Here is a 22,957-nt window from a genome sequence, read left to right as displayed (position 1 = left end):
CGACTCCCGTGTGCGTAACGAGAGAAGGCTGTCGACCTCAGTCCCGACGTCTGCCCCGGCCCAGCCGAATCTCCCCGTAAAGTGTCGTGCGCACAGAACGCTGACAGTGGGGTGGGACTATGCACAAGATCGCACGGTTGGAAATTCTAGGGCTTGCTGACTCGGACGATGACGAGTTGCTGCGGCTAGGAAGCCAGTTGCGCCGTGCTCTCGAAGAGCTGGACGTAGTGGACGTACGGTCGGGGCGTTCCGCAGGAGGAATCTCGAACGGGGCCAAGAGCGGCGAGCTGATCGCCGCCGGGTCGGTTGTCGTCACGGCCGCGTCCTTTGCCCTGCGTCAAGCTCTCCTTCTCGCCCACACCTGGCTGAAGAACCGGCCTGTGCGCGGCATCAAGGTGGAGTTGGAGGGACGCGTGATCGAGCTGAGTGACGCCTCAACTGCTGAGCGGGAATGTTTGATCGACCAGTTCCTCGCTCACCGCGAGGTCCCAGCCGAGCGCCAGCCCGAAGAAGGTCCCTCCGAGCAGACCTGACGAATATGACCACGCAATCGTTCGGCAACGGAAACCGTGGAGCCCTGCTCATCGGGACGGGGACATACGACCATCCGGAACTGCCAGCGCTCCGCTCACCTGAGGTGGACTGCACTCGCCTGGATACGCTCCTCCGTGACCCCGAGATCGGTGCATTCGAGGTCCAGACGCTCATCGACGCGGATCGATCCACACTCGAACGGGCGATTGCCGAGTTCTTCCTCACCGCTTGGGGCGACGACGTACGCCTCCTGTACCTCTCTTGCCATGGGATCCTGAGCCGTAACGACAAGCTGCATTTCGCCATCCGTCAGACAGACCCCGAGCGGCCCGCCTATACGACGATCTCCGCAGCTTACATCCACGATGTCATGGAGGAATGCCGCGCACGAAGCATCGTCGTGATCCTGGACTGCTGCTACAGCGGTCTCTTCCTCCCAGGGGCGAAGAGCGACGAATCGGCGAGATTCGAGGAGGCGCTGGCCGGCCACGGTCGCGTCGTCATCACTGCTGGCACCAGGTCGCAGAGGACTTGGGAAGGGCATCACCCTGATGCTGATACGCCCGCGCCGTCCCTCTTCACAGGGATGCTCATCGAGGGCATTTCCAGCGGTGCCGCCGATCTCAATGGCGACGGCTTCGTCACTCTCCAAGAGCTCTATCGGTATGCCTGTGAGCGTCTTCACCAGGAAGGGGCTGCGCAAAACCCTCGCATGGGTGGCGAGATACAGTACGACATCGCGCTGGCCAAGGTTCGGAAGAAACGGAAGCAGCGGTCCTCAGACCGCGCGGACGGCCAGAGCCGTAGGTCCGCTGGGACCAAGTCGCAGCACAAGCCCGAGCCCTGGCAGACCCGTGCCGCCTCCGGCCCCGCTCAGCAGCCCGTCCTGTCCGACGGCCTGTTGGTGGTACATGAGGCATACAGGCTGCATGTGATGGATCCCGAGTCTCGGCAGCGGCGTGGCCTGATCAAGATGAGGTACTCCGGCAGCCCTGCCCTCTACAGGGACAACGCCTACTTTCCCGGAAAAGACGGACGTCTATATGCGGTCGATCTACGGACCGGAAAGCCCCGCGCGTCTCATCCAATACTGGTCCGTGACGGACTATTGAGCGTTTCGAAGGACGTACTGTACGCGCCGGCACAGAATGGCAGCTTGTACGCCTTCGATCCGTCGACACTCAGGCCCCTATGGTCTCTTCCCATAAACAAGCTCACTATCGTGTCCAGACCCCAGGCCGCCGCCGGATACGTGTTGTTCATGGCTAGGGATTCTCAGGTGTCGGGCGCTACCACAGGCCATGGCGCCGATCGCATAGTAGCCGTCTCCAAGGGACGTGAGGCCTGGTCGTACATAACCGACGCGCCTCTGTCACCGAATTGGGCAGTAACGGACCAAGGCGTATACGCGGTCGTACAGCCGAACGGACCCTCAGCGCCTCAGAGCATCGTGGCGTTGGCCCCTGAGAGCGGACAACTCATTTGGTCGTTCGACACTAATACCCGTCTCGCCTCGGCGCCGGTCGTCGCAGATGGGACATTGATCTTCGGCGGCGCAGACAGACGGCTCGTAGCTCTCGACACGAGGACGAAAGCCCACCTATGGGCTAAGAAGACTGAGGGCCTCCTCCTCCACCAACCGTTCATTGCGGGTGACACCTTGTTTACGGCAGACCGCGCCGCGAAGGTGACCGGCTGGAAGCTCCCGACAGGCCGAAGGGTCCGATCGCACGACCTTCTTGTGAGTCCGGACCCCCAAGGCTCCCCCGCAATCAGTGATGGCTTCATGTACGTCACGAGCTCCCAAGGTGACGTACACGCTCTGCCCATCTGAGTGCGCCAGACTGACTCGACAAGGAGGCGATGCCGAATCACGATCGAGTGCGTCCCCGCGTCGGCACGTCACCCTGCGCAGAGGAACTGCTCCCTGCCAGCGCCGGGGCGGCCGGAGTGGATCGCTGTCGCTCTGCCCGACTACGGGGGTGCGGCTAGGGTCCCGATACAGCGTGGCCGACCTTCATCCAGCCTCGACTCCTCCACAGTTGCCAGCGTCCGCGCCCAACGAGCTCGTGCACGGTAAGCGGTGAGACGTCGAGGGCTCCGGCAGACCTGGTGCTCACCTCTGTCGTCGTGGGTTCAGGTCCGCGGTCTGCTGGTGGGACAGCAGGCTGGCGACGGCCTGGACGGTGTCACTGATGTGCTCGCGGCTGCCGAGGTGGCGGGCCAAAGCCCGCCAGTTCTTCAGATGGGCGATACCGTGCTCGACCCGGATGCGGCGTGATGAGTGTGCCTTGCGCTGGCGCTCGTACATCTCCTCGTACCAGTCCGGGGCGTTCTTCTTGAACTTGCGGTGCGGTGGTGTGACCACGCGTCCGCCGGTCTGAGCGCCGAGGCCCTGGTAGCCGGCATCGGCAAGAATCTCGACTACGGGGCCGTCGGCCAGGAGCTTGACCAGCCCTAACTGACGGGCGTGGGTGATGTCCGCGCAGCTGCCGGGCTCGGTCGGGCTGCACCACAGCACGCGGCCCTCGCTGTCAGTGACCACCATGGTCTTGACGGCGTTCTGCTTGTTCTTCCCGGAGATGAAGGTGTCCCGGTCCTTGCGTCCGGCGGCCGGACGGCGGACCCGGATCTCGGTGCCGTCGATGATCCCGGTCTGTTCGCCGGCGCCGAGGTGGTCGACGACCTCGGCCAGGGTCCGCAGCCGGACGCCGGGGCTGATCGTGCACCCCCGCTCGGCGAGCAGGGGCCGCACTTCGCCGATGGCCCGGGTGATGGTGGAGCGGTCCACGCCGAACCAGCAGGCCAGCACGTCATGGGTGACCCCGTGACGGAGATGGACGAGCGTGGCCAGGAGCCGGTCGACGAACACCAGCCGGTGCTTCGCGCCGGCTCCCACACCCCGCTGCCGCAGCCGGGAGGCCAGCTTTGCCTGGTGACGCTCATGCCATAACGGGCCGAGGTCCGCGACGAGTTCAGCGATCACATCGGCCGACAGGCCCGTGATCCGACGGCTGCTGACGATCGCTGCACGAGTCACGGTCCCCACCACCCCACCATGATCGACCATCCGTGGCTCGACGTCTCACCGCTTACGTGCACGAGCTCGTTAGGCTCCTTCCCGGCCCGGTCGTCAGGTTCCAGGCAACTTCTCGCCTGACGGCGCGTCCGTGCGCGGAGTGGGGATGCTGGGGCTGCCGAGCTCCTGGCCCGATGACGCCGGTGGCATCTCGTTCTCGATGATGCGCCTCAGCTCGGCCAACTGCTCGCGAGTCAGGAGTTGGGCATCAGAGATACTGATTACGCGCCCGTTCCCTTCAATCGTGATGTTCGTCCTTTGAACAGCCGAGGCGCGGGCTTCCTCCGCAGCATGGCGGGACCGGCTAGCAATGCGCAGGGTGAAGATGGCAAACGTTGCGGCCAAAAGTGAACCAACAACGGCACCAGCCACAGCGAGAACGTCGATAGCCTCAGTCACTCTTCCACCTCAGCAAGCACGGTACTGGCGCCCGTAGTGATGAGGGTGATCGCAAAGAACCACAGCGAGAGCTCCGCCATGACATCGCGACGTACCTCGGGGTTGTTCGCGGCATTCGGTGCCACCGCGTCGGCGTACAGGAATGACGTGAGGAAGAACAGGCCGATGTTCGTAAACGTCAGAATGGCGTGGAGAAACCGGTGTTTGGAGTTCTTCTTCATGAACGACTGCCCAACTGCGGCAGCAGTCAAGCCGGCCGAGACGATATAGAGTTCACCGTGGCTGATGAGATCGGAGAATGATCGGTCGCCCTGGCGTGTGGCATCGATGAGGTATCCGGCTGCGATGGGCAACACGGCGAAGATGACACTGAAGAATGCCCAGTGAAGGACTTTCATCCAAGGGTCGTGTGCGGTGCTTGGGCTAGTGGCCGTTATCGTGCCGTTTGTTGCGGTGATGGTGTTGGAAGCCACGTCGGTGGAGGTCACCGTGATCGTGGCGTGGCCACTGTGTGAGGTGGAACTATCAGCCTCGTCGGCCTGGGGGGCACCGCCTTCTGGCGCCTCGGGCGCCGGTGTCTGACTACTCACCCGAGACCCCCGTCCTGGGGGCCATGCGATGCATGGCCCCACTCGAACACCTGATGTGCAAGTGTCCCCCTCTGCCCTTAAGTAGCCCTGCAAAAACGCGAGTTCCTAGGTCAAGCCTGGAGTCTACTCGTGGGCGCTCATCGATGCAGGCTTCACGTGAGTCGGCACTGTCGACCTACCCGGACAAATCGGCGCTGCCGATTCGTACCCGCTCTACGGGCTTCGCCGCGTGCCCACCGTCGTCCCGGCGGACTCCGCGGTTTGAGCACCGGGCACGACCACTCCGCATGGCATGTCCGGGCGGCACGGCGACCTGCGGGTGTCACTCGACCGGACGGGGCCCCGCGTGCCTGGAGGCGGTGGTACCTACGGTCAGCTAGCGGGGTGGTCCAGGTCGGCGGCCTGCACTTCGGCGAAGGTGCCGTAGCCGGTGGAGCGGTTGAGCAAAGTGAAGTCCATGTCGCCGGCCGTGAACCGGCTGGTGTAGTAGTGCCCGGTGGCCGCCGTGGGCTTGAGGCCCGTCACCGCGATGCGGCAGGCTCCCTCGTGCCGGGGGCTGCGGTGCTGGTGCTCCACACGGGGTGTGTTGTCGTAGAGGAACCCGATCTCGGCGGTCCCGGAGTTCTCGGGAGCGCCGATGGTCGCGTTGCTCGACCGCGATGTGCTCTCTTTCGTGCGGAGGGTGGCGTGCACGCTCCAGAAGGTCTGCTCGATCGTCATGTACGTGGTGATAGGGCCTCGGTTTCCCCCTTCGGGGATGTGGCTGTCCGGGCTCGGACGGAGGGTCACACGCCAGGTCCCAGTAACCCAGGGCTGGCCGGTGAGGCGGTGGATGACGGGCCAGTGCCAGGCCCACTTGTCGAAGACGAGCACGCCGTAGCCGACGACAGCCGGGATGTACGCGAAGAGGTACCGGAACTCGGAGGGGTACAGGCCCAGGACGAGCAGGACTACCGTGTAGAGGGTGGCGGCGATAGTTGCGCCGGTTCGGATGGTGCTGGCGGTGTTCATCCTCAGCCCTCGAAGTTGAGGTAGTGCCATGCGGACTCGATCAGGTTCCGTGCGTCCTTCTCGCCCCACTTCTGGCCTTCGCCGAAGACCTTCTTCATCCCGTTCGGTTCACGCATCCGCTGAGGGCCGAGCCAGCTTGTGAGCTGCCGGTAGACCTCTTGCAGGCTCGCGCGGACTGCATCGTCGAAGTCGCCGGCGAGGAAGACGTGGTCCGGCACGTTATAGATCAGGCACTCGGAGAAGTACGACGGCAGCGACTTGATCACGCCCTCTGCCGCCAAGTCGTTCTCCACATTCTTCAGCACTCGTACCACGAACTTGTACCGGAGCTTGGTGTTGGTGTTCTTCGCCCGGCCGTTGGCGAGTTGGAGCTCCGGCCAGTTGATGACCTTCTTGCCGTTACGCCCGTAGACGACGCTCCCCTCGTGCTGACCGCCTGGAGCCGTCGGGTCGTACACCACCCATTTGAAGCATGGCACCACGTCGATGCTCGGACGGCTGCCAGCGACCTCAGGGATGTAGAAGGCGAGGTTGTGGTCCGCGTCCACGGGCCCGAAGCGGCCGGTGAGCGCGGCGTGGACCTCTTGCCGGAGCTTGTCCTTGGTCCACGGCCCCGTGTAGCGGGCAGGTTGGCCGAACCACCACGCCGCCATGCCGTCGGTGTGGAAGGGTTCGTTGAGCTTCACCATGATGTCCACGTCGCTGTCGCCGCGGACGTTGGTCTTGTTGGGGTACGAGCCCTTCGCCGCCACCGTGATGTCGAGGCTCTGGAACGGTTCGTGCTGGCGCACCGCTTCCTTCACCATGCGCTCGGCGCGCTCCAGGCGGTCCTGTTCCGAGGGGCCAGGCGGATTCCTCCACCTGCTGATCAGACCGAGCCGCTGTCCGGGCGTCAACTGCTTTGCCATGAACCCCTCCCTGCTCCTGACCCAACACTGACAAGCCTACGAGCGGGGTCGGACATTGCGGCTTCACAGAGCGCCTTCGTCCTTGAGGCGGCTGTCGCGGAGGACCTTCCAGAGAGCGGAGGGGGGCCGTTAAGGCTGCGTGTCAGCGGGGGCCCCTGTCCCGCTTCGGTGAGGGTCAGAGTGAGGCACCCCAGACACGTGCCGGATGGCGGGTACTCCCAGTTCTCAGCGTCCGCCAGAACGGCGGGAAGATCCTGCTTCAGGATAGTGGGCCCGGGCTGCTCTCCGAGAGTGCCATCCGGCGCTGTCCAGGGAACGAGCCGGCACACTTCGATCCATCCTCTGTCGACGAGGGGAAGGAGGATCGGCACGAGAGCCGGGGCAGGCCCTGAGACCAGCGGCTCGTCGAGGTCACCCAAAACACCGGGGAGAATGTCGATCTCGGTGGCGTTGATCATGAAGGCGCGTTCGGCGGAGGACAGCTGGTCTGTCGCGGGATAACTCACGCGCAGAGTGTCGCAGCTCAGGAGAACGGCCGACGAGAGCCCCGGTGGCTCTCTGAGGAACTGTGATCACCCTGCTGGGTGCTGGACGACTTCCGCCACTGGTTCACCACGTCGTCCACTTCATCCAGGACCGGTTCGCGACTTCCGCTGGGCGCGTAGGCCGGGGACCGGTCAGCGCGTAGTGGCAGATGTGCGCAGTACCAGGCGCGCCGGGCACCTGCTTGCTCCGCGGTTATGCCCGTGCGGAGATAGCCGAGCAATGCTGTCATGACCCTGCGGCGTCCGAATGCGTAGAGCGCCGGCTCGACGACCAGCGGCAGAAGCTTGGGTCCGGGTCGTAGACAGCAGCAGCCATCAGCGGATCGAAGAACTCCTCAGACATGGTGGCGCGTTCCAGCAATGGCCTTCGCGCGGCTCCGGCCAGGTGCCGCGCACGTCGGTCTTCAGACACGTCGGCCGCAGCCTCAACATCCAGCAGGCGAGCCACTTCGGCTGCGCATGCAAGGAATGTACGTGTGGATGCCTCGTAGCGGTCACCTTCGCTCATGGCAGGATTCTCGACCACGGGCCTGAGCAGAAGTGGTCGCATGGGCGAGATGATCTCGATGTGGCTGGTGTGATCACGGCGTCGGAGCCGTCCTGGATAGCGCCGTTCTCTGGGCTGAGCCCGCGTGCCTTCGGGAAGCTGGTGACGGTGCTGCGTCGCGCAGGTGCGAACTCGGTCCGCAAGGGCCGGCCGTGGAGCCTTTCATTGGAAGACCGGACCTTGCTGGTCACCGCGTACTGGCGACGAACCTGACCATGCGCCAGCTCGCCCCGCTGTTCGGGATCTCGAAGTCGGCAGCGGATCGGATCATTGACCACCTGGGGCCGATGTTCGGGCTCCAGTCCAGCAAACGGTTCGCCAAGGATGCCGTGCTCATCGTGGACGGCACGTTGGTCCCTACCCGTGACCACGCCATCGCCGAGCGGTCGAAGAACCATCGGTACTCCACCAACCACCAGGTCGTCATCGACACCGACACCCGCTTGGTCGTCGTGGTCGGCCGGCCGCTCGCCGGGAACCGCAACGACTGCAAGGCGTGGGAGGAGTCCGGCGCCAAGGCCGCCGTCGGCAAGACCCTCACGATCGCCGACGGCGGGTACCCGGGCACCGGTCTGGTCATCCCGCACCGTCGCAAGCGCGGCCAGAGTGAACTCCCGGACTGGAAGGAGGACCACAACAAGTGCCACAAGCAGGTCCGGGCCCGCGTCGAGCACGTCTTCGCTCGCATGAAGACCGGGAAGATCCTCCACGACTGCCGCTTGAAGGGCGACGGCGTCCACCACGCCATGCTCGGCATCGCCCGGATGCACAACCCTCGCACTCGCCGGGTAGATCAGCAGGCCACACTGCGGCCAACCATGCCTGAGACGACTTGTAGATCATTTACGGGACAGCCCTTAGCCCAGGCGAAGATCCTTTTCTAGACGAGACACAGCAGTCGCGCGCCCCGGGCACTATCAGTCCATCGGTACCGAGGAAGGGGTGCTTTGAGCCTGGCACGCACGACCACAGCACTGATATCTCCGTACGTCTCGCAAGCACGATCAAAGATCAAGTCCTGGCGTCTCGGCGTCAACCAGCGGGTGATCCGCACGCGGGTAGGCGATCTCAGGGCCTCGCTTCAAACTCTTCGCGTGACTGAAAGATCCTTGCCGCACACCCGCAGAGCATTACGGGACACCCGTATGACGCTCGAGACAGCGCCATACGGGTCAATGGCCGTGGCCCTCTTCGCCGGGCTGATGGGCTTGAAGATGATCAAGCCGTCGGTGGTCCTCCTCCATGACTTGGCACAAGCCGTCGGCGCCGACTCCACTGCACGGGCGGCGAATTACGTTCTGTGGCAGCTTCGCCCTGAGGTCGCGAATCAACCCGCACATGGCTGGGGCAGCCTCGTCTTCGTGGTCGTAGTGTCCACGCCCCTGATAGTGCCAATGTGGTGGCTGATGGAACGCCGGATGGCACGAGGGGCCATCTTCCGCCACCGGGCGACGATGCGAGCCTTGGACGCCCTGAACCTTTGCGCGGCGGCGTACAGACAACCACCAGGAGACCGTGCCTCACAGCTTCGGGACCTCGACTGGGGCCTCAGGGCTGCAGAGGATGCCATCCTTCGTGCTCATCGCCACGCAGGGACGATCCCTCGCAGATCAGTCAGGCGTGCGGCTGCGCGCTCACACGCGGCGCTGGTTGCCGGAGCCCTGCGAGCCGAAGCCCTGAGAATCGACGCAGAGCCGGATAACGCACTGCCACGGCTCGGAGCAATGCTGGCCATGGTCGCGGAACGCTCTGCAGAGGGCCGTATCGGGGCCCTACTGCCAGAAGCAGCCTATCGGAGGCCACCCCCGCCTCTGCGGCTCGCACCGCGCTGCGGGAGTCCGCGCATGTGGCTGTGGTCATCATCGCCGCCATGACGGCCGCAGTCGGAGCTTCTTCGGTACTCCCCGCACTGGGAGTGAACGACGACCTGCGACCCTGGCTTATTGTCGGATGCTCCGTACTGGCAGCCATCCTCGTCGGCGGCTGGCACCGTGTGGGTCGCCTCTTGGAACTTGTGCCAGGCAAATGACGGCGGCGGCCTCCTGGGCCGCCACTCCTTCGCCGTCCCGAAATCGCCCGAAGTTCCGGGGCACGGCAGGCCCTTGGGCACGTTCGCACAGGTACGAGCTACCCCTCTCCTCCACCCACCAAATGTCTTCTAAGTACTTGGCCGCACGTCTCGACCGATATTCATTCAGAGACCATCTCGCGCCGCGGCGACAGCTCTGTCAGAGGAGACCCCCTTCAAGACGGGGTCTCCTCTTCGCCCTTCTCGTCAACCGCGGCACATTGAAGTCGCCCCCGGCAAGGCAGCCAGTCGTCTCGGCCGGCGAGGGCCGCCCCTACCGGAACCGCCGGGCAGAAGCCCGCTGTTGCCTCGGCATCACTCCTGGAGCATCACGCACCTCCGAAGCAGCGGCTCCAGACACAACTGGTTGCCCTGGGCTTCGAACGCCTGGAGGGCATCAAGACAGGTCACGATCCAGCGGGCCTCGTCTTCGTCCTCGTTCCGGAACGCCACAGCGGTCACCGCACTCTCCAGGTCGAACGGGCTCTCCATGAACTCCTCGACGAGAGACCGGTAGCCCGTCACGAGCAGCGGGTCCGCATACACGCCGGTCGCCTCGGCAAAAGCACGAGCCTCGGTCCGATCCGCGCACAGATCGGCCAGACGGTGCAGCACCGCGTCAGGATCACCCAGTTCGCCGTGGAGGCGGTGGGCCCGATCGACCAGGATCGGCCAACCTCCGGTCAGCTCGTGGAGACGGGCCAGGCGGTCCTCCGTGTGGAACTTCTCGACCCGCTGGGCCCAGCCGCGCAGACTGCGACGGTCATGCCGGCGCAGCACCACGGGGGCGGCCGAGGTGAGTTCGGTGCTCATCAGCAGGCGCCGCCACAGGCCCAGCTGGGTGGGATCGGTGACGACAACCACCGCACGGGTCACCCCCGGCGTGGCGGGCAGCAGCGTCTCGGCCAGGTCGACAGCCTGCCGAGGGGCCTCGGGCCGGGCGTCCGGGTAGCGGGCGAAGTCGCTGATGACCACGCGTCGTTCCCGAGGGCGTCCTCCTGTGAGTTCCTGCTTGTAGACGCTGGGCTTACCGACAGGCGGCAGCACCCAGTCGGCGATGCGCCCGGCAATCTCACGGAGAGTGTCGCCGACGTCGCCGACACCCGTCGCCGTGGTGCCGAGGACGACCCTCGTCTGGTTGGACCGCTCGCCGAGGAGGTCGTCGAGCTGGGTGATGGTGAGCGGAGCCGGCCGGCCGTCGAGCAGCTCAGGACGACCCTCCTGCACGATGCTCTCCTGGAGCTCGCAGTCGTGTTCGGCCCTGAGTAGACGGGCGTCCACCTCGTGGGAGGTGCCGATCATGCGCAGGGCGTTCGGACCCCTCAGATGCCAGCCCTGCCCGTCGTGGTTGGGTGCGAGCACGCCGAGGCCCACCATCTCGGAGAGGTAAGCGCGGAATCCCTCGGTGTCGAGCTGTTCGAAGCCCTTGCGCCAGAACGTCTCGCACTCCTCGCGCAGTTCGGCGTCGCTCAGCCGCACCTCAAGGCCGCGATGGCGCGCGTGAAAGGCAAGCACGTTGGCGATCACGTCGTAGCGGTGGTCGAGGCTCAGGGTGTCCTTGAACGCCGCCGAGATGCCGTCCCTGAGCCCGGTGTCCGACTCCACGACCTCGATGTCGGCGATCTCGACCGAGTACGGAGGCCCCTCGGCTCCCCGCCGCGCTCGCTTGCGGTGCATCACCTCGACCAGCCGGTGGCCGAACATCTGGAGCAGGAAAGGCTGGTACGAGCAGTATCCGAGCACCCGGTTGACGAGATCCATGTCCTGGAACTCGAATCCGAGCGCCCGCATCGGGTCGACCAGCAGTTCGGCGGCGGACTGGGGGGCGAGTGGACCGATCACCTTCGGGGTCTGCGCAAGGTGGCCGAACGGGCCGTTGCTGGCGAGCTTGGAGAAGCGCTGCACGGAGTGCAGACCGGCAAAGACGACTTTGGCGCGATCCTTGGTGTCGGAACCGAGGCCCTTGAGCTTCTTGGTCTGGTCGAAGCGGGGAGCGTCCGCCTCGAAGAACTGGTCGCACTCGTCGAGCAGGACCAGCAGACGCCTACGGGAGTCCCCGTCGAGCCAGGCCCGGATGCCAGCGCGGACCCGATCGGAGATGTCCTGCCGCGACCGGCGGCTCGGCTGCCCGCTCAGCACCTCGGCCGCCCGGAGCTCCCGGTCGAGGACGCTCCACAGCGCCTCCGGTCCCAGCGAGCTGCCCTTGCCGATGTTCTCCTGGTCGAGGTTCACATACACCGCGAGCTGATAGCCGGGACGCTGTTCCTCGAACCGTTCCCCGGCATCACTGAGCAGGGCGGACTTGCCGAGCCCCCGACCACCGAAGATGACCTGCGTGCCGTGCCGGTCCAGGACGCTCTTGCGCTCGGCGTCACGGCCGTAGAACATCTCGCCGCCGATCCGGCCGCGCTTCTCTCGGATGTACGGGTTGACGCCGGAGAATGGCAGCAGAGTCTGCGTGGCAGTGCTGACCTGGCGGTTGCCCCGCGCCGCGAGGTAGGCCAGCGCGGCGTCGTCCACGACCAGCATCGGCTGCAGTCGGCCGGAGCCGACGGCGAGTTCACCGCGCGCCTCGCGGCCCAGCGTCCCGAAGTAGAGGACGAGGAGGCTCGCTCCGCTGTTGTCGCGCTCCGCCAGGCTCATGACGACCTTGGCCGGCGGGCGGCCCCAGACCATCAGTACGCGAAGGCTGCCGCCCTGCTCCCGGATCTGCGAGCCGAACGCGGGAGCCTTCGCCCTGCCGTTGATCTCCACCTCGGTCGCTTCGAAGAGGCGGTACTCGCGTCGGCGCAGGTGCGGGGACCGCTCGTCGAGCGGCCTGGCGCTCTTGGCCTCGTAGCCGAGGAGTTTGAGGAGCGGCGGCAGCTGCCGCCTCGCGGACACGTCGAGCCGGTCCTTCGGCTCGGTCGCCCCCAGCACCCGCCACTCGTCGAGGACGTCGGCCGCCAAGGCCGCCTCGTCGGTCGAGAGCGCGCTGTAGTCCAGGATAGGAATGTCCGGGTGTGTCCCGCCGGAGCGGACGAGGTCGACTAGGGCACGGTCGACACCCTTGGGCAGCCCGTCCGGCACAGCAGGGAAGAACTCCGTCAGGTGGGACTCGCCACCGTCGATCTCCGGGACGTCCTCGCCGATCTCCAGGAAGTAGACCAGGTCGGCGGCCGTTGCCAGGCCACCGGTGTCCAGGTGCCGCAGAACCTGCGCGCGCTGCTCCTCGGTGGGGTCGAGGGCATCGAGCCGGGCCCGGATTCGGTCGGCGGCCTGCTGCCGGAAGGCGGGCAGGTCGCCCCGTACGGTGTCGAGTGCTCGTCGTACGTCCACCAGGTCGTACGTTTCGGTGCCGTCGAGCCGGTCCTTCGCATCGGCGAGGAGTTCCTGGACGCGGAGATCCTGGTCGTCGGTCACGGCGCCATCGGCCTGCGCGCGGTGCAGCTCGGCGACGAGGTCGTCGTGATTCCCGCGCAGCTCAGCGCGCCGGACGGCCACCTGAGCATCAATCTCGGCCACCGCGGGTGGAGTGAAGTCCCCGACCCGGGCACCAGGCAGCAGCCCTCGTTCCGCCAGCTCGACGAGCGTACAGGCCGCGCCGAAGGCATCGTGGGCGATCCGCTCGGCGAGCCCGTCCTCCCAGCTCCGGTCGACAGCGGCCAACAGCAGGTCGAGCGAAGGCCGCTCGCCGCGGCGGTCACACACCTTCAGCAGCTCTGCATCCAGGACGAGTTCGGGGTCCACCGGACCGTCGGGACGCGTTGTCGTCGTGCCATCGGTCAGCAGGGCAAACAGCTCCTCCATCGAGGCGCGAGCGGCCCAGGCCGTCGCGGCCTTGACCGCGACCGAGCCCCGCTCCAACTGCTCCAGTTCGCCCAGCGCGTCCTCCCTGCTCTCCAGCAGGGAGCGGCGCAGGGAGGAGATCTCCTTGACCGCCCGGTTGCCGTCGGAGCGGTCACCACGGCGGATGGTGTCGACGGCGAGACACCACTCCTTGGCCAGGCTGACGGCTCGTTCCACGAGATGCACCAGGTCTTGCCGCCCGGAGCCCTGGAGCGGCTTGCCGCTGGGCGAGCGGTGCTTGCGGTCCATGCGATCGATCTCGTTGCTGACCTCGGGCAACTTTGACAGGCGGTCGGCCTGCTCACGCACCTCGGTCACCCCGTCCCGGTGGTCTCCGGCCACGGTCATGAGCAGCGTTCCGAGCAGCCCGTCGTCGGACAGCCAGCGCTTCGCGATCTCCGTTGCCCGAGCGAACCGAAGCCTCGGCGGCACGAGCAGGGCACGGCACTGCTCCAGCAACTCCCGCAGCCGTGCCTCCGCCCCCGAGACGTCGGCGCTGACCACCAGCGGCGAGGCCATCATCAGTGCGCCGCTGAGGGTGCGGTCGGCGACCGCAGTCGCGGTCTCCGCCAGCCGTTCCGGCAGCCTGGGCGCCAGAGCCTTCAGCTGGGCGCCCGCCAGATGGTCCCCGGTGATCAACGCCGTACGAAGCAGGGCGGGCAGGAGAAGGAGTTCGCTGCCTTCCGCGTCTCGGCCGGAGTGCCCGCCGTACCGTTGGAGCAGGTCGGCGATCAGCCGAGCTCCCTGGCTGTCACCGGACGTCAGCAGCCCGGCGGCACCGGCCAGGCGGAGCACCGTCACCTGCTGTTCGGGATGACCGGCGGCACTCGCTACGTGGTGGGCAAGTCCGAAGCGCCGCTCCACGACCAGCCGCGTCAGGACCCGCTCCGTCGCCGCCTCGTCGGACGTCTCCTCGGTGGCGGGGGCGAGGGCCTCCAGGGCCGGCTCCACGGGCGGAGCGTCCTCGCCGCGCGACGCGGTGGAGGCGGGTTCGGGCGCGGCAGGGAGGTCCGCTTCCGGGACCTCGGCGGGTGCCGTCGGCACGTCGGTGAGGGTCGCGGCCGGTACGTCGTTGGTGTCGAGCGAACCGGCCGTAGGCGTCAGGGCCGGGGCTTCCGGTTCGGGTGCGGTGTGGGGCGGGGGTCCGTCGGCGGCACGGCCATGCGGCACCTCGGACGGACTGTCGTCCTTCTCCTCGACGACCCGCTCACCGCGCTCGGTGGCTGTGTCGTCGACGGCGGGCTCCTCGACTCCATCGGCGTCGCCTTCGGGGGCGCCCGGGCCGCCCGATTCCGCGACGGCCTCGTCCGGCTGGGACAGCACCAGATCATGGGCCATGACCATCGCCATGGCACACGCGGGCAACACCCGCACCACCCGGTCCTGGAGGGCCAGGATCTCCGTCGCTGCGTACGACTGTCGTCCCTCACGGATCAGTCGTGCCAGGTCAGCGAGTGCGGTGCTCTCCTGGCGTTGCGTCTGGTCCCACACCGCCGCGTCCAGCAGACGGCGGCTCGCTCCCCGCACGGCTTCGGCCGCGAAGTCGGCAGGGGTGTCCGGCAGACCTGCGACATCCAGCAGTTCCCGCAGGGTCTCGCGTGCCTGGTGGTCGAGGTCGCGTACCTCCTGGTACTCGCGTGCGGCCTCCGCCATGTCCTCCAGACGGCGGGGCACCCCGTCCATCCCCGCCGCGCGAAACACGGTGTCGGCGCTGTCGAAAGCGGCGCCCAGCGCGCCAAGCGCGGCCAGGTCCTCGTCATGCGGCGGACGACCGTCCGCGACTGCGCCGGTGACGTTCTCCGCGGCTCGCCGTGCCCCCGTGAGAGCTGACTCCAGCTGCCGGCAGGCCTCCTCCGGGCCCGTTCCCCACTCGGCACGGGCGTCTTCGGACACGATCGCGGGCACCTCGTGCGGGGCGCCGCACTCCGGCGCGGCGCCCTCGACAGCGGCAGCCTTCCTGCCCGGGCCGTCAGCGGCGACGACCGGGTTCCTCTTCCCGCCACTCGCGGACAGCCGCTCGGCGCCGTCCCGTACGCCGTCGAAGTCCGGGTATGCGGATAGGACGGACCGAGCCTCATTGGCTACGGCGGCCAGGCGTACGGACTCCTCCTCGTCAGCAGTCTCAGTGAACCAGTCCTGGTCGGCCGCCCAGGCGAGAAGGTAAGCGTCGGCGACGGAGGCGTTGCACCAAGCGAACACCGCGGCCCGGAGCAGCGTCGCGCCCCATCGAGAAACGGGCTCCGAGACGCTCTTTCCGTTCTGGGCGAAGGCGACGTCAACGAGCTGGTCCAGCACGGTGGGCGTGAGGTCCCTGATACCGCAGCTACAGGTGTGCTGCCGAGCGTCGCGCCGCAGCCGCGAGAGAACGTCCTGGCACAGTGCCCTGCCTGCCCGTCGAGGGGCCGCCATGCGGATACCCAGGCCGCCGAGCAACTTCTGCCGGTCTCTGGGCGGCAGAGAGTTGAAGGCGAGTTCCACCATGTCGACCGTGAGCTCGTTCAGAGCGGCGCCGACCGGATGGTCCAAGGCGTTGAGCGCGGCGGCCAGACCTTCGAGGTCTTCGGCCGAGGCCGTCGGCGGGGACATCGGCGGCCCCGTGATCACGCGGTAGCGGTCGTGCATGTACGCCTACTCCGTTTCTGCTGCTGGTCTGTGGAGGTCGGCTCGCTCGACGCCGAGGAGCCGGGAAGGAGGAACAGGACGGCGGGAAGAGGGGCGGAGGGGTGGGTTCGCGGTCAGTGGCCGCGTGTGTGCTCGGTGACGAACGTGTAGCCGTGGGGCAGTTCCCAGCCGTCCGCCTTGCCGAGCCTGCGGCAGTGTTCGCGGAAGGCCGTTCGCTGCACCTCACTGGGCGAGCAGCCCGGCCGGAGGCGCCTCAAGTGACCGGCGACGAATTGAAGGGCGAGCAGGCCTGGGCCGTCGGATTCCGTGCTGCCCCATGGGCGTATCACCCTTCGTCGTGCAGGGCGGTAGCCGATGAGCGGGATGGCCGGCTGTCCGTCGCGCGCCGGGTAGTGCGGTTGGCCCCAGGCATCCCGGCTGCCGAGGGCCGGCTCCAGGAGTCGCACAGCCAACAGTTCCGCGATGGCCGTCTCCAGAGCGACGGCCTGGGACCGTGCCGGTCGACGCCCGTATACCGCACTCGGCAGGACCGAACGGTCCAGTAGGGCATGGCCGTCCAGGGTCAGGAGCCCGCAGCGGCGTACGGTGCGCATCACCAGCTGCCGGGGGCCGAGACCGACCGCGCTGTCGCCGTGGCGATCGCTGCCCGGGGCTCCCTCCCTGGTGAGCACCCGGGGGTCGTAGCGGTGCCCGATCATGCGGTCGTCGACGTGGACCGGATCCGTGAGCGGGGTCGTGGCGACGCGAATCACTGTTTCGGCGCGGAGCCAGCGCAGCTCCAGCATCAAGCCGGGGAAGAAGTCGTGGGGCCAGTGGATTCCCGTCAAACGGCCTGATTCGTCATCGAGTTCGGCGGAGACGTCCTGAGTCGCCTCCTGTGCGGTCAGTGTCTGGCCCGGATGGTCGAGTTGGAGGCGTGTCGCGAGGCGTGGGCCGTGGGACCGGCGGAGCTCGCGTGCGACGTGCGGGTGCAGGGGGAACCAGCCGTCGATGAGATGTGCCAGGCGCAGTGGCGACCGCCAGGCGACCTCCTTCGCGTCGTTCCGCAGGAGTTCGCCGAGGCCGAGGAAAGCATCGTCGGCGAGTGGCAGGTCGACCGGATCGATCTGCGCTTCCGGCTCCTGCTGTTCGGGAAGCGTCGACGCCCAGCCACGCCCGGCGGGGAGCAGGGGGTCTCTGGGCACCTCCGCATCGCCAGGGTGATGAGAGCGCCAGACTCCCCCGCTCTCGAAGGCGTCGTCGAGCGTGATCCGGGAACTGTTCTCGAACAGGCCTTGGTCGCTGTCGCCTCGGACGACGTCGGCGAGTGTCAAATTCGCCCGGCAGACCGCTGCGGCGTATCCCACTCCCCTGAGCAGTTCGATCGCACCGGGGAACTGGCGAAGCCGCGGTCCCACCGCGGTGTACACCGTGACCGGCGTGGCGAGCCCGTGGCGCCGCCTCGACGGAACGGCCGCGTGTTCCACCGCTGCGGCGAGGGACCTGAGGTCGTTGCCTCCCAATGGGCCGGTATCGCCCCAGCACTCCGCGAGGGAGGCTCGGGTCACGGCGTAGTGGCCCCACGTGCGCAGGGTGGCACTGGAGCCGAGGACTCCCCGCACCGTGTCCAGCAGACCGAGCAGACCCGCTCGCAGTTCCTCATCGCCCGTAGCGCCGACAAGTTCGGCAAGGGACACGGGAACGTAGGGGCTGAGCAGTTGCTCCCGCGCCGTGGTCAGGAGGTGGTCCGCGTAGGCCGTCAGGTCGTCGTACCGAGCCGCCTCCGGGGACGGGTAGGAGACGTCGACGACGACGTGCCCGTCCTCGTTGATCCAGCGGCGGCGTGCGCGTAAGCGATGGAGCTGGGCCGGTGAAAGGCTCAGCGCCGGGCCGAAGGCATGGAGATCCGGGACCAGGAGCTCCCTTCGGCGGAGAGCCTCGCCGATCGCCGGCCTGCCCGGGCCCACGGCCCCGACAGGTGCCCCGGACACCCAAGCCGGTACGTCCCCGAGGGCCCCCACCTCCGGGTGTGCGCCCTCGCGGTGGACGATCTCCGCATAGAGCGGGTCCGATCCCGTAGCCACGCACACCATGGCACCGACCGGGAGTACGGGGGCGCGCCCCCCGAGCGTGATCACAGGGAAGTCGTCGAGCCGTAGCGGGCTGCCCCCGTATCCGTCGCCGGCGACGTCGTAACCGAAGTACACGGCGTTGAAGGCGACAGCGGTGTGCACGGGTGCCTGGCGGGCGGCAACCACCGCTTCGAGATAGCGCGACAGCAGATGTCGTTCACCGCCAGGTACGGCGTCATGGCCTTTCGTCATGGCCGGGGTCAGCAGAGCGTGGTCACCGTACGGATCGGGTACCCCCGTTCGTCCGTGATCGTCGGCCGCTGCTGACACATGCGGGTCCCCACCCATGGCACCTCCGCCGCATTGCAGACCACCCGGCCTGCCTGCGGTAACTCCTGCAGACTATGCCGAGGCGTGGGTTTCCTGTGGCACTTTCCCCATTTTGTGATTGTTGATGGCCGCCTGGCTCCAACTCGCGCGGATCGTCAGCGCTGTCACACTCCGTCCGCACAAGAGCAGAGCATCACCCACCCTCGGCGCCACGCCCAGGAGCGGACAGTCATCCTTACCTCGACTCACGGTGCGCTCCGGAGGTCCCGCAGCCCCTGTCCCCGAGTTCAGGAACACCTACCCTCACAGGCGGCGTCTGGGGAGAATCTGGGGAGCACGCACGCCCGTTGGGGAGCGGCTGGGGAGAGTCGACCGCACAAAACGCCGACACCGTGAAAGTGCTGGAAATGAGCAAAGCCGCAGGCCAGCACCAGTGAAGTAGCTGCTTGCGCAGGTCAGCCCGTTGGGGGCGACAACTTCAAGAAGATCTCCGCCTGGGCCGCCATCCTCTTCGCCCCCACCCTGGTCGGCACGATCTACGGCATGAACTTCGACAACATGCCGGAGCTGCACTGGGCGGGCGGGTATCCGTTCGCGGTGCTGCTGATGGCGGTGGTGTGCGTGAGCCTCTACGTGGTCTTCAAGAAGAAGGACTGGCTGTAGCCAAGCGCATGCCCGCCGTACGAACCACCAGGGCCGGCCTGTGGAGTGGGGCCCGGAACTGGTGGGACGTCCACTGATCTTTGCCTGCGCTGCGGTGTTGACTGCAATCGACCCCCCTCACACCACCGCAGGTCGACTCCTCCCGTCGGCGTGCCTCGACATGCTCAAGGGGCAGGTACGTTGAAGACTTCCACACCGCGCGGAGCCGGGCTCGTGCTCGGGTCCGCCGCCGCGCTCGTGGCCGGGCTGTGTCTGGCGCCGGCCGCCCAGGCCGCGCCGGATCCCGGCGTCTCCTTCGGCGGGGCGACTGCCGTTCCGCTGCCCGCGGGTTCCGGAAAGGGGACCGCTCCGGCGCTCGGCGATCTGAACGGCGACGGCAAGGCCGACCTCGTCACCCCGGTCAAGGGGTCGAACACCTTGGTGGCCGCACTCGGCGACGGCAAGGGCGGCTTCGGTCCCGGTGCCTCGTTCAAGCTGGACACCGGCGTCTTCCCGACGGCGGTCGCCCTCGCCGACCTCAACGGTGACGGCCGGCTGGACGCGGTCGTCGCCGCGGCCCTGACCAAGCAGCCCACGCAGCACGGCACGGAGGGCATGGGCAGCGTCGTCGAGCTGCTCGGTGACGGCAAGGGCGGCTTCGCCCCGGCCACCTCCTACGCCGCGCCGACCCTCGTCAACCCGTCGACGGACGCCCTGTTCCCCGTGGACATCGCGGTCGCCGACCTGAACGGTGACGCCAGGCCCGACGTGCTGACGTCCAACGCCAACGGCGACAACGTCTCGGTGTGGACCAACGACGGCACCGGCGCGCTGGGCACCGCGAGCAACTACTACGTCGGGGGCGGCCGCCCCAGCGCCTACTCGGCAGGTCAGCTGCGTCCTTCCGGCCTGAAGACCGGGGACGTGAACGGCGACGGCAGGCTCGACGTGGTCACCGTGAACGCGGGGACGTCCGACATCTCCGTCCTCCTCGGTGACGGCAAGGGCCGTCTCGGCCCGGCCACCCGCTTCGCCGACAGCGTCTCCCTCGGCCGGGCCGTCGCCCTGGGCGACGTGAACGGCGACGGCACGCCGGACGTGGCCGTGGCGCACACCGACCGGACCGTCACCGTCTTCCTGGGCGACGGCGCCGGAGGCTTCGGCGCCCCGGTCGCCCACCCGGTCGGCGGCAGTGCCCTCGAAGGCGTGGCCCTGACCGACGTCGACTCGGACGGCAAGCCGGACCTGGTCACCAACAACGGCCCCGACAACCAGCCCACCGTCCTCCTCGGCGACGGCACGGGCACCTTCCGCAACGCCGGCCCGGTGTACGACACGAAGGCCGGCGCCAACGGCGCGTACGCCGTCGGAGACCTGAACGCCGACGGCCGGCCCGACCTGGCGGCCGCCTCCACCGCCGCCGCGGGCGTCGCGGCGCAGGTGCTGCTGAACACCTCGAAGCCGAAGGGCACGGCCCAGGCCATGGCGGTCCAGGTCGCCAGGACGCCCGGTGTCCTGTCGATGGAGGTGAACCTGCCGACCGTCAACTTCGGCACGCTGACCCCCGGAGAGGTCGGCGCCCCGGCCGGACTCGGCACCCTCACGTACACCAACGCCCTCTCCACCAAGGCCCCTTGGTCGGTGACCGTCGCCACCACGGACCTGGTCAGCGGCAAGGACACCATCGGGTGGGGCAACCTGCTGGTCACGACCGGCCGATCCCTCAACGGGACCGGCGGCCAGTGGACCGGCATCGCCAAGCCCGGCTCGGGCGGCCAGTTCCCGACGGGCGCCGACCCGCAGCCGGGCACCAGCCTCTCCCCGGCCGTGACGATGGCGACCGGCGACGGCGGCACCCGCGGTGTCTTCGCCCACGAAGGGTCGACGGCGCAGTGGAACATCCCCGCGGAGACGGTCCCCGGCTCGTACAGCGGCACCCTCCAGTACACGATCACCGGCTGATCCCGTGAACGGCTGTCCGCGCGCCCGGGGCGGCGCCACCGCCACCCACCGGGTGCGGTCCCCCGCCCTGTGGTGCCTCCTCCTCACGGGCCTCGTGCTCGCTCTGGCGCCGGGCGCGCGGGCAGCGTCGGCCGCCGGGCCCTCGCCCGCCCCGCCGGAGTCCGCCGCGAAGGCTCCGTTCGGCGTGCGGGCCGGGCTCTACGGTCTGACGACGCTGACCGGCGGGCACTTCGGGTACGCGCTGAAGGCGGGCGCCCGGATCGAGGACTCCGCCGTCATCTACAACGAGAGCGACGAGGCCCGGACCTTCCACGTCTACGCCGCCGATGTCGCCCACGCGGCCGGCGGCGGCCTGGCGCCCGCGCAGGAGGGCCAGCGGATGGCCGGGGTCGGGGCCTGGCTGAAGCTGGACTCCGAGGCCGCGGTCACCGTGCGGCCGAAGAGCCGTGCCACGGTCCGCTTCTCCCTCGCGGTCCCCGCCGGCACTCCGCCCGGCAGCTATCTCGGCAGCCTGGTCACCGCGCTGCGCACGCCCGCGGTCAGCGGCGGGTTGAACACCGAGACCCGTATCGCCCGGCTCGTCGAGCTCACCGTTCCCGGCACCGCCGACCTGCAGGTCTCCCTCACGGAACTGGGGCACCGGTCCGCGGGCGGCGGCGAGGAGTTCACCGTGACCGTACGCAACACGGGCAACGTCCTCTACACCTTCGCCGGGACGCTGCGCATCACCGGCGGCGGCTCCCCGCGTACCGTCCCGCTCACTCCCACAGGGATCTACGTGATCCCCGGCGGCAGCGCCACCCTCACCGGCCGCGTGGCCGACCTGCCCGCTCTCGGCCGCCGGACGGTCACCGCCTCGGTGACCGCCACGGTTCCCGGCGGCGCGGCGAAGACGGTGGACAGCAACTCGGTCCGGCTGACCTTCTTCCCCTGGCTCATCGCCGCCCTCGCCGTCGGCGGCCTCCTCGTCCTGGCCGTTCTCCTCGTCGTCACGCGCGGGCGACGGCGTGCCTGGCGGCGCCGCCGCGCGGAGGAACGCACCGCGCTGCGCGCACGGCGGCGGGAGCTGCGGGCGGGCAGACCACCGGCCCGCGACGCTCATGAAGCGCCGTCGGGCTCCGACGCACACCCCTGACCCGGGCAACGGGCCGCGGCGGGACCACCCGCCGCGGCCCGTCACTCGTAGCGGTACCTGAGCGAGTCCTCCTCCGCCCGCTCGATGTCGGCGATCGTCAGCTCCGGCATCCGCAGCTGGGCGAGTGTCACCTCGGCCGAGGTCGGCTGGGCGTCCGCCGGCAGCCACTGCTCCGGCTTCCAGGCCCCGCTGCGCAGAAACGACTTGGGGCAGTGCGGGTACACCTCCTCGACCGACACCACCAGCGCGCTGGCCGGCGGCTTGCCCACCGCGGTCAGCTGCGCGAGCAGCTCCGGACGGGTGGAGACGCAGGCCCGGCCGTTCACCCTGAGCGTCGTGGTGCGCCCCGGGACGACGAACAGCAGCCCGGCCCGGCCCGTGGCGATGACGTTCTGCAGGGTGTCCAGGCGCTTGTTGCCCGTCGCGTCCGGTATCGCCACCGCCCGCTCGTCCAGGACGGCGACGAACCCGGCGGGCCCCCCGCGCGGGGAGACGTCGCAGTTGCCGTCGGCGTCCGCGCTGGCGACCAGGACGAGCGACGAGCATCCGATCAACCGCTTCGTCTGCTCGGTGAGCGCGGTCATCTGCTTCCGTACGGCCGCGTCCCTGGGGAGTTCGTAGACCCGGCGCAGCGCCTCCTGGTCGGAGACGGCGTCGAGGAGGAGCGAGTCGAAGGCACTGCCGGCCAGGGGTGTCGTCATGCCCC

13 protein-coding genes and 2 pseudogenes are annotated in these 22,957 nt (G+C 68.1%); 6 read left to right on the top strand and 9 right to left on the bottom strand.

All coding sequences use genetic code 11. From position 1 onward, the window contains the following. Nucleotides 1–119: 119 nt before the first annotated feature. Both AMK27_RS15465 and AMK27_RS15460 read left to right on the top strand, forming a co-directional pair. Complete coding sequence (locus tag AMK27_RS15465; RefSeq protein WP_198955873.1) at nucleotides 120–533, top strand: hypothetical protein; 414 nt, start codon at nucleotides 120–122, stop codon at nucleotides 531–533. 5 nt (nucleotides 534–538) lie between these two features. Further along, on the top strand, nucleotides 539–2,368 hold the full coding sequence (locus AMK27_RS15460) for a caspase, EACC1-associated type (protein WP_073907013.1): 1,830 nt from the start codon (nucleotides 539–541) through the stop codon (nucleotides 2,366–2,368). A 282-nt stretch (nucleotides 2,369–2,650) separates the two neighbouring features. Here the strand turns inward: AMK27_RS15460 and AMK27_RS15455 are convergent, their stop codons facing one another. From AMK27_RS15455 to AMK27_RS42345, 6 genes are all read right to left on the bottom strand, one after another. Beyond that, nucleotides 2,651–3,574, bottom strand: a complete 924-nt coding sequence (locus AMK27_RS15455) for a transposase (protein ID WP_241847505.1) — start codon at nucleotides 3,572–3,574, stop codon at nucleotides 2,651–2,653. Between the two features lie 93 nt (nucleotides 3,575–3,667). Further along, complete coding sequence (locus tag AMK27_RS15450; protein WP_073907004.1) at nucleotides 3,668–4,012, bottom strand: hypothetical protein; 345 nt, start codon at nucleotides 4,010–4,012, stop codon at nucleotides 3,668–3,670. Then, entirely contained in the window at nucleotides 4,009–4,602 is a 594-nt protein-coding gene (locus tag AMK27_RS15445) for a hypothetical protein (RefSeq protein WP_206745435.1), read from the bottom strand. Before AMK27_RS15445 ends, AMK27_RS15450 begins: the two co-directional genes overlap by 4 nt. A 372-nt stretch (nucleotides 4,603–4,974) precedes the next feature. After that, complete coding sequence (locus AMK27_RS15440; RefSeq protein WP_073906994.1) at nucleotides 4,975–5,613, bottom strand: Cap15 family cyclic dinucleotide receptor domain-containing protein; 639 nt, start codon at nucleotides 5,611–5,613, stop codon at nucleotides 4,975–4,977. A gap of 2 nt (nucleotides 5,614–5,615) precedes the next feature. Further along, nucleotides 5,616–6,521, bottom strand: coding sequence for a nucleotidyltransferase domain-containing protein (locus AMK27_RS15435; RefSeq protein ID WP_073906990.1), 906 nt, complete (start codon nucleotides 6,519–6,521; stop codon nucleotides 5,616–5,618). A gap of 771 nt (nucleotides 6,522–7,292) precedes the next feature. Then, nucleotides 7,293–7,574, bottom strand: coding sequence for a hypothetical protein (locus tag AMK27_RS42345; protein ID WP_143204855.1), 282 nt, complete (start codon nucleotides 7,572–7,574; stop codon nucleotides 7,293–7,295). A gap of 60 nt (nucleotides 7,575–7,634) precedes the next feature. Here AMK27_RS42345 and AMK27_RS15430 point away from each other — a divergent pair. Then, nucleotides 7,635–8,405, top strand: a pseudogene (locus AMK27_RS15430) (transposase). Nucleotides 8,406–9,996: 1,591 nt separating this feature from the next. Here the strand turns inward: AMK27_RS15430 and AMK27_RS15425 are convergent. Beyond that, nucleotides 9,997–16,131, bottom strand: a complete 6,135-nt coding sequence (locus AMK27_RS15425; RefSeq protein ID WP_073906986.1) for a hypothetical protein — start codon at nucleotides 16,129–16,131, stop codon at nucleotides 9,997–9,999. A gap of 113 nt (nucleotides 16,132–16,244) precedes the next feature. Beyond that, complete coding sequence (locus AMK27_RS15420) at nucleotides 16,245–17,807, bottom strand: hypothetical protein (RefSeq protein ID WP_241847504.1); 1,563 nt, start codon at nucleotides 17,805–17,807, stop codon at nucleotides 16,245–16,247. Between the two features lie 1,176 nt (nucleotides 17,808–18,983). On the opposite strand from AMK27_RS15420, the pseudogene AMK27_RS15415 reads away from it, so the two are divergent. The 3 genes and pseudogenes from AMK27_RS15415 to AMK27_RS15405 form a co-directional block, all read left to right on the top strand. Continuing rightward, nucleotides 18,984–19,175, top strand: a pseudogene (locus AMK27_RS15415) (CorA family divalent cation transporter); the annotation flags it as partial. A gap of 180 nt (nucleotides 19,176–19,355) precedes the next feature. Then, nucleotides 19,356–21,116 carry an FG-GAP repeat domain-containing protein gene (locus AMK27_RS15410; RefSeq protein ID WP_158076922.1) on the top strand — a complete coding sequence of 587 codons (1,761 nt, stop codon included), beginning with the start codon at nucleotides 19,356–19,358 and terminating at the stop codon, nucleotides 21,114–21,116. Nucleotides 21,117–21,120: 4 nt separating this feature from the next. After that, nucleotides 21,121–22,251 (top strand): COG1470 family protein, encoded by a 1,131-nt coding sequence (locus tag AMK27_RS15405; RefSeq protein WP_073906973.1) that lies wholly within the window; start codon nucleotides 21,121–21,123, stop codon nucleotides 22,249–22,251. 41 nt (nucleotides 22,252–22,292) lie between these two features. Here the strand turns inward: AMK27_RS15405 and AMK27_RS15400 are convergent, their stop codons facing one another. Continuing rightward, nucleotides 22,293–22,952 (bottom strand): MSMEG_1061 family FMN-dependent PPOX-type flavoprotein, encoded by a 660-nt coding sequence (locus tag AMK27_RS15400; RefSeq protein ID WP_073906971.1) that lies wholly within the window; start codon nucleotides 22,950–22,952, stop codon nucleotides 22,293–22,295. Nucleotides 22,953–22,957: the final 5 nt, after the last annotated feature.

This window comes from Streptomyces sp. CB02009 (assembly GCF_001905825.1).
Taxonomy (GTDB): domain Bacteria; phylum Actinomycetota; class Actinomycetes; order Streptomycetales; family Streptomycetaceae; genus Streptomyces.
The sequence above is the reverse complement of the archived record's forward strand: the minus strand, read 5'-3'. Positions and strand labels throughout refer to the sequence as shown.

Bases quoted from the DNA above. Each gene is read 5' to 3' on its own strand.
- AMK27_RS42345 (WP_143204855.1), bottom strand. From the start codon at position 7,574: ATGAGCGAAGGTGACCGCTACGAGGCATCCACACGTACATTCCTTGCA.
- AMK27_RS15435 (WP_073906990.1), bottom strand. From the start codon at position 6,521: ATGGCAAAGCAGTTGACGCCCGGACAGCGGCTCGGTCTGATCAGCAGG.
- AMK27_RS15425 (WP_073906986.1), bottom strand. From the start codon at position 16,131: ATGCACGACCGCTACCGCGTGATCACGGGGCCGCCGATGTCCCCGCCG.
- AMK27_RS15400 (WP_073906971.1), bottom strand. From the start codon at position 22,952: ATGACGACACCCCTGGCCGGCAGTGCCTTCGACTCGCTCCTCCTCGAC.
- AMK27_RS15440 (WP_073906994.1), bottom strand. From the start codon at position 5,613: ATGAACACCGCCAGCACCATCCGAACCGGCGCAACTATCGCCGCCACC.
- AMK27_RS15465 (WP_198955873.1), top strand. From the start codon at position 120: ATGCACAAGATCGCACGGTTGGAAATTCTAGGGCTTGCTGACTCGGAC.
- AMK27_RS15460 (WP_073907013.1), top strand. From the start codon at position 539: ATGACCACGCAATCGTTCGGCAACGGAAACCGTGGAGCCCTGCTCATC.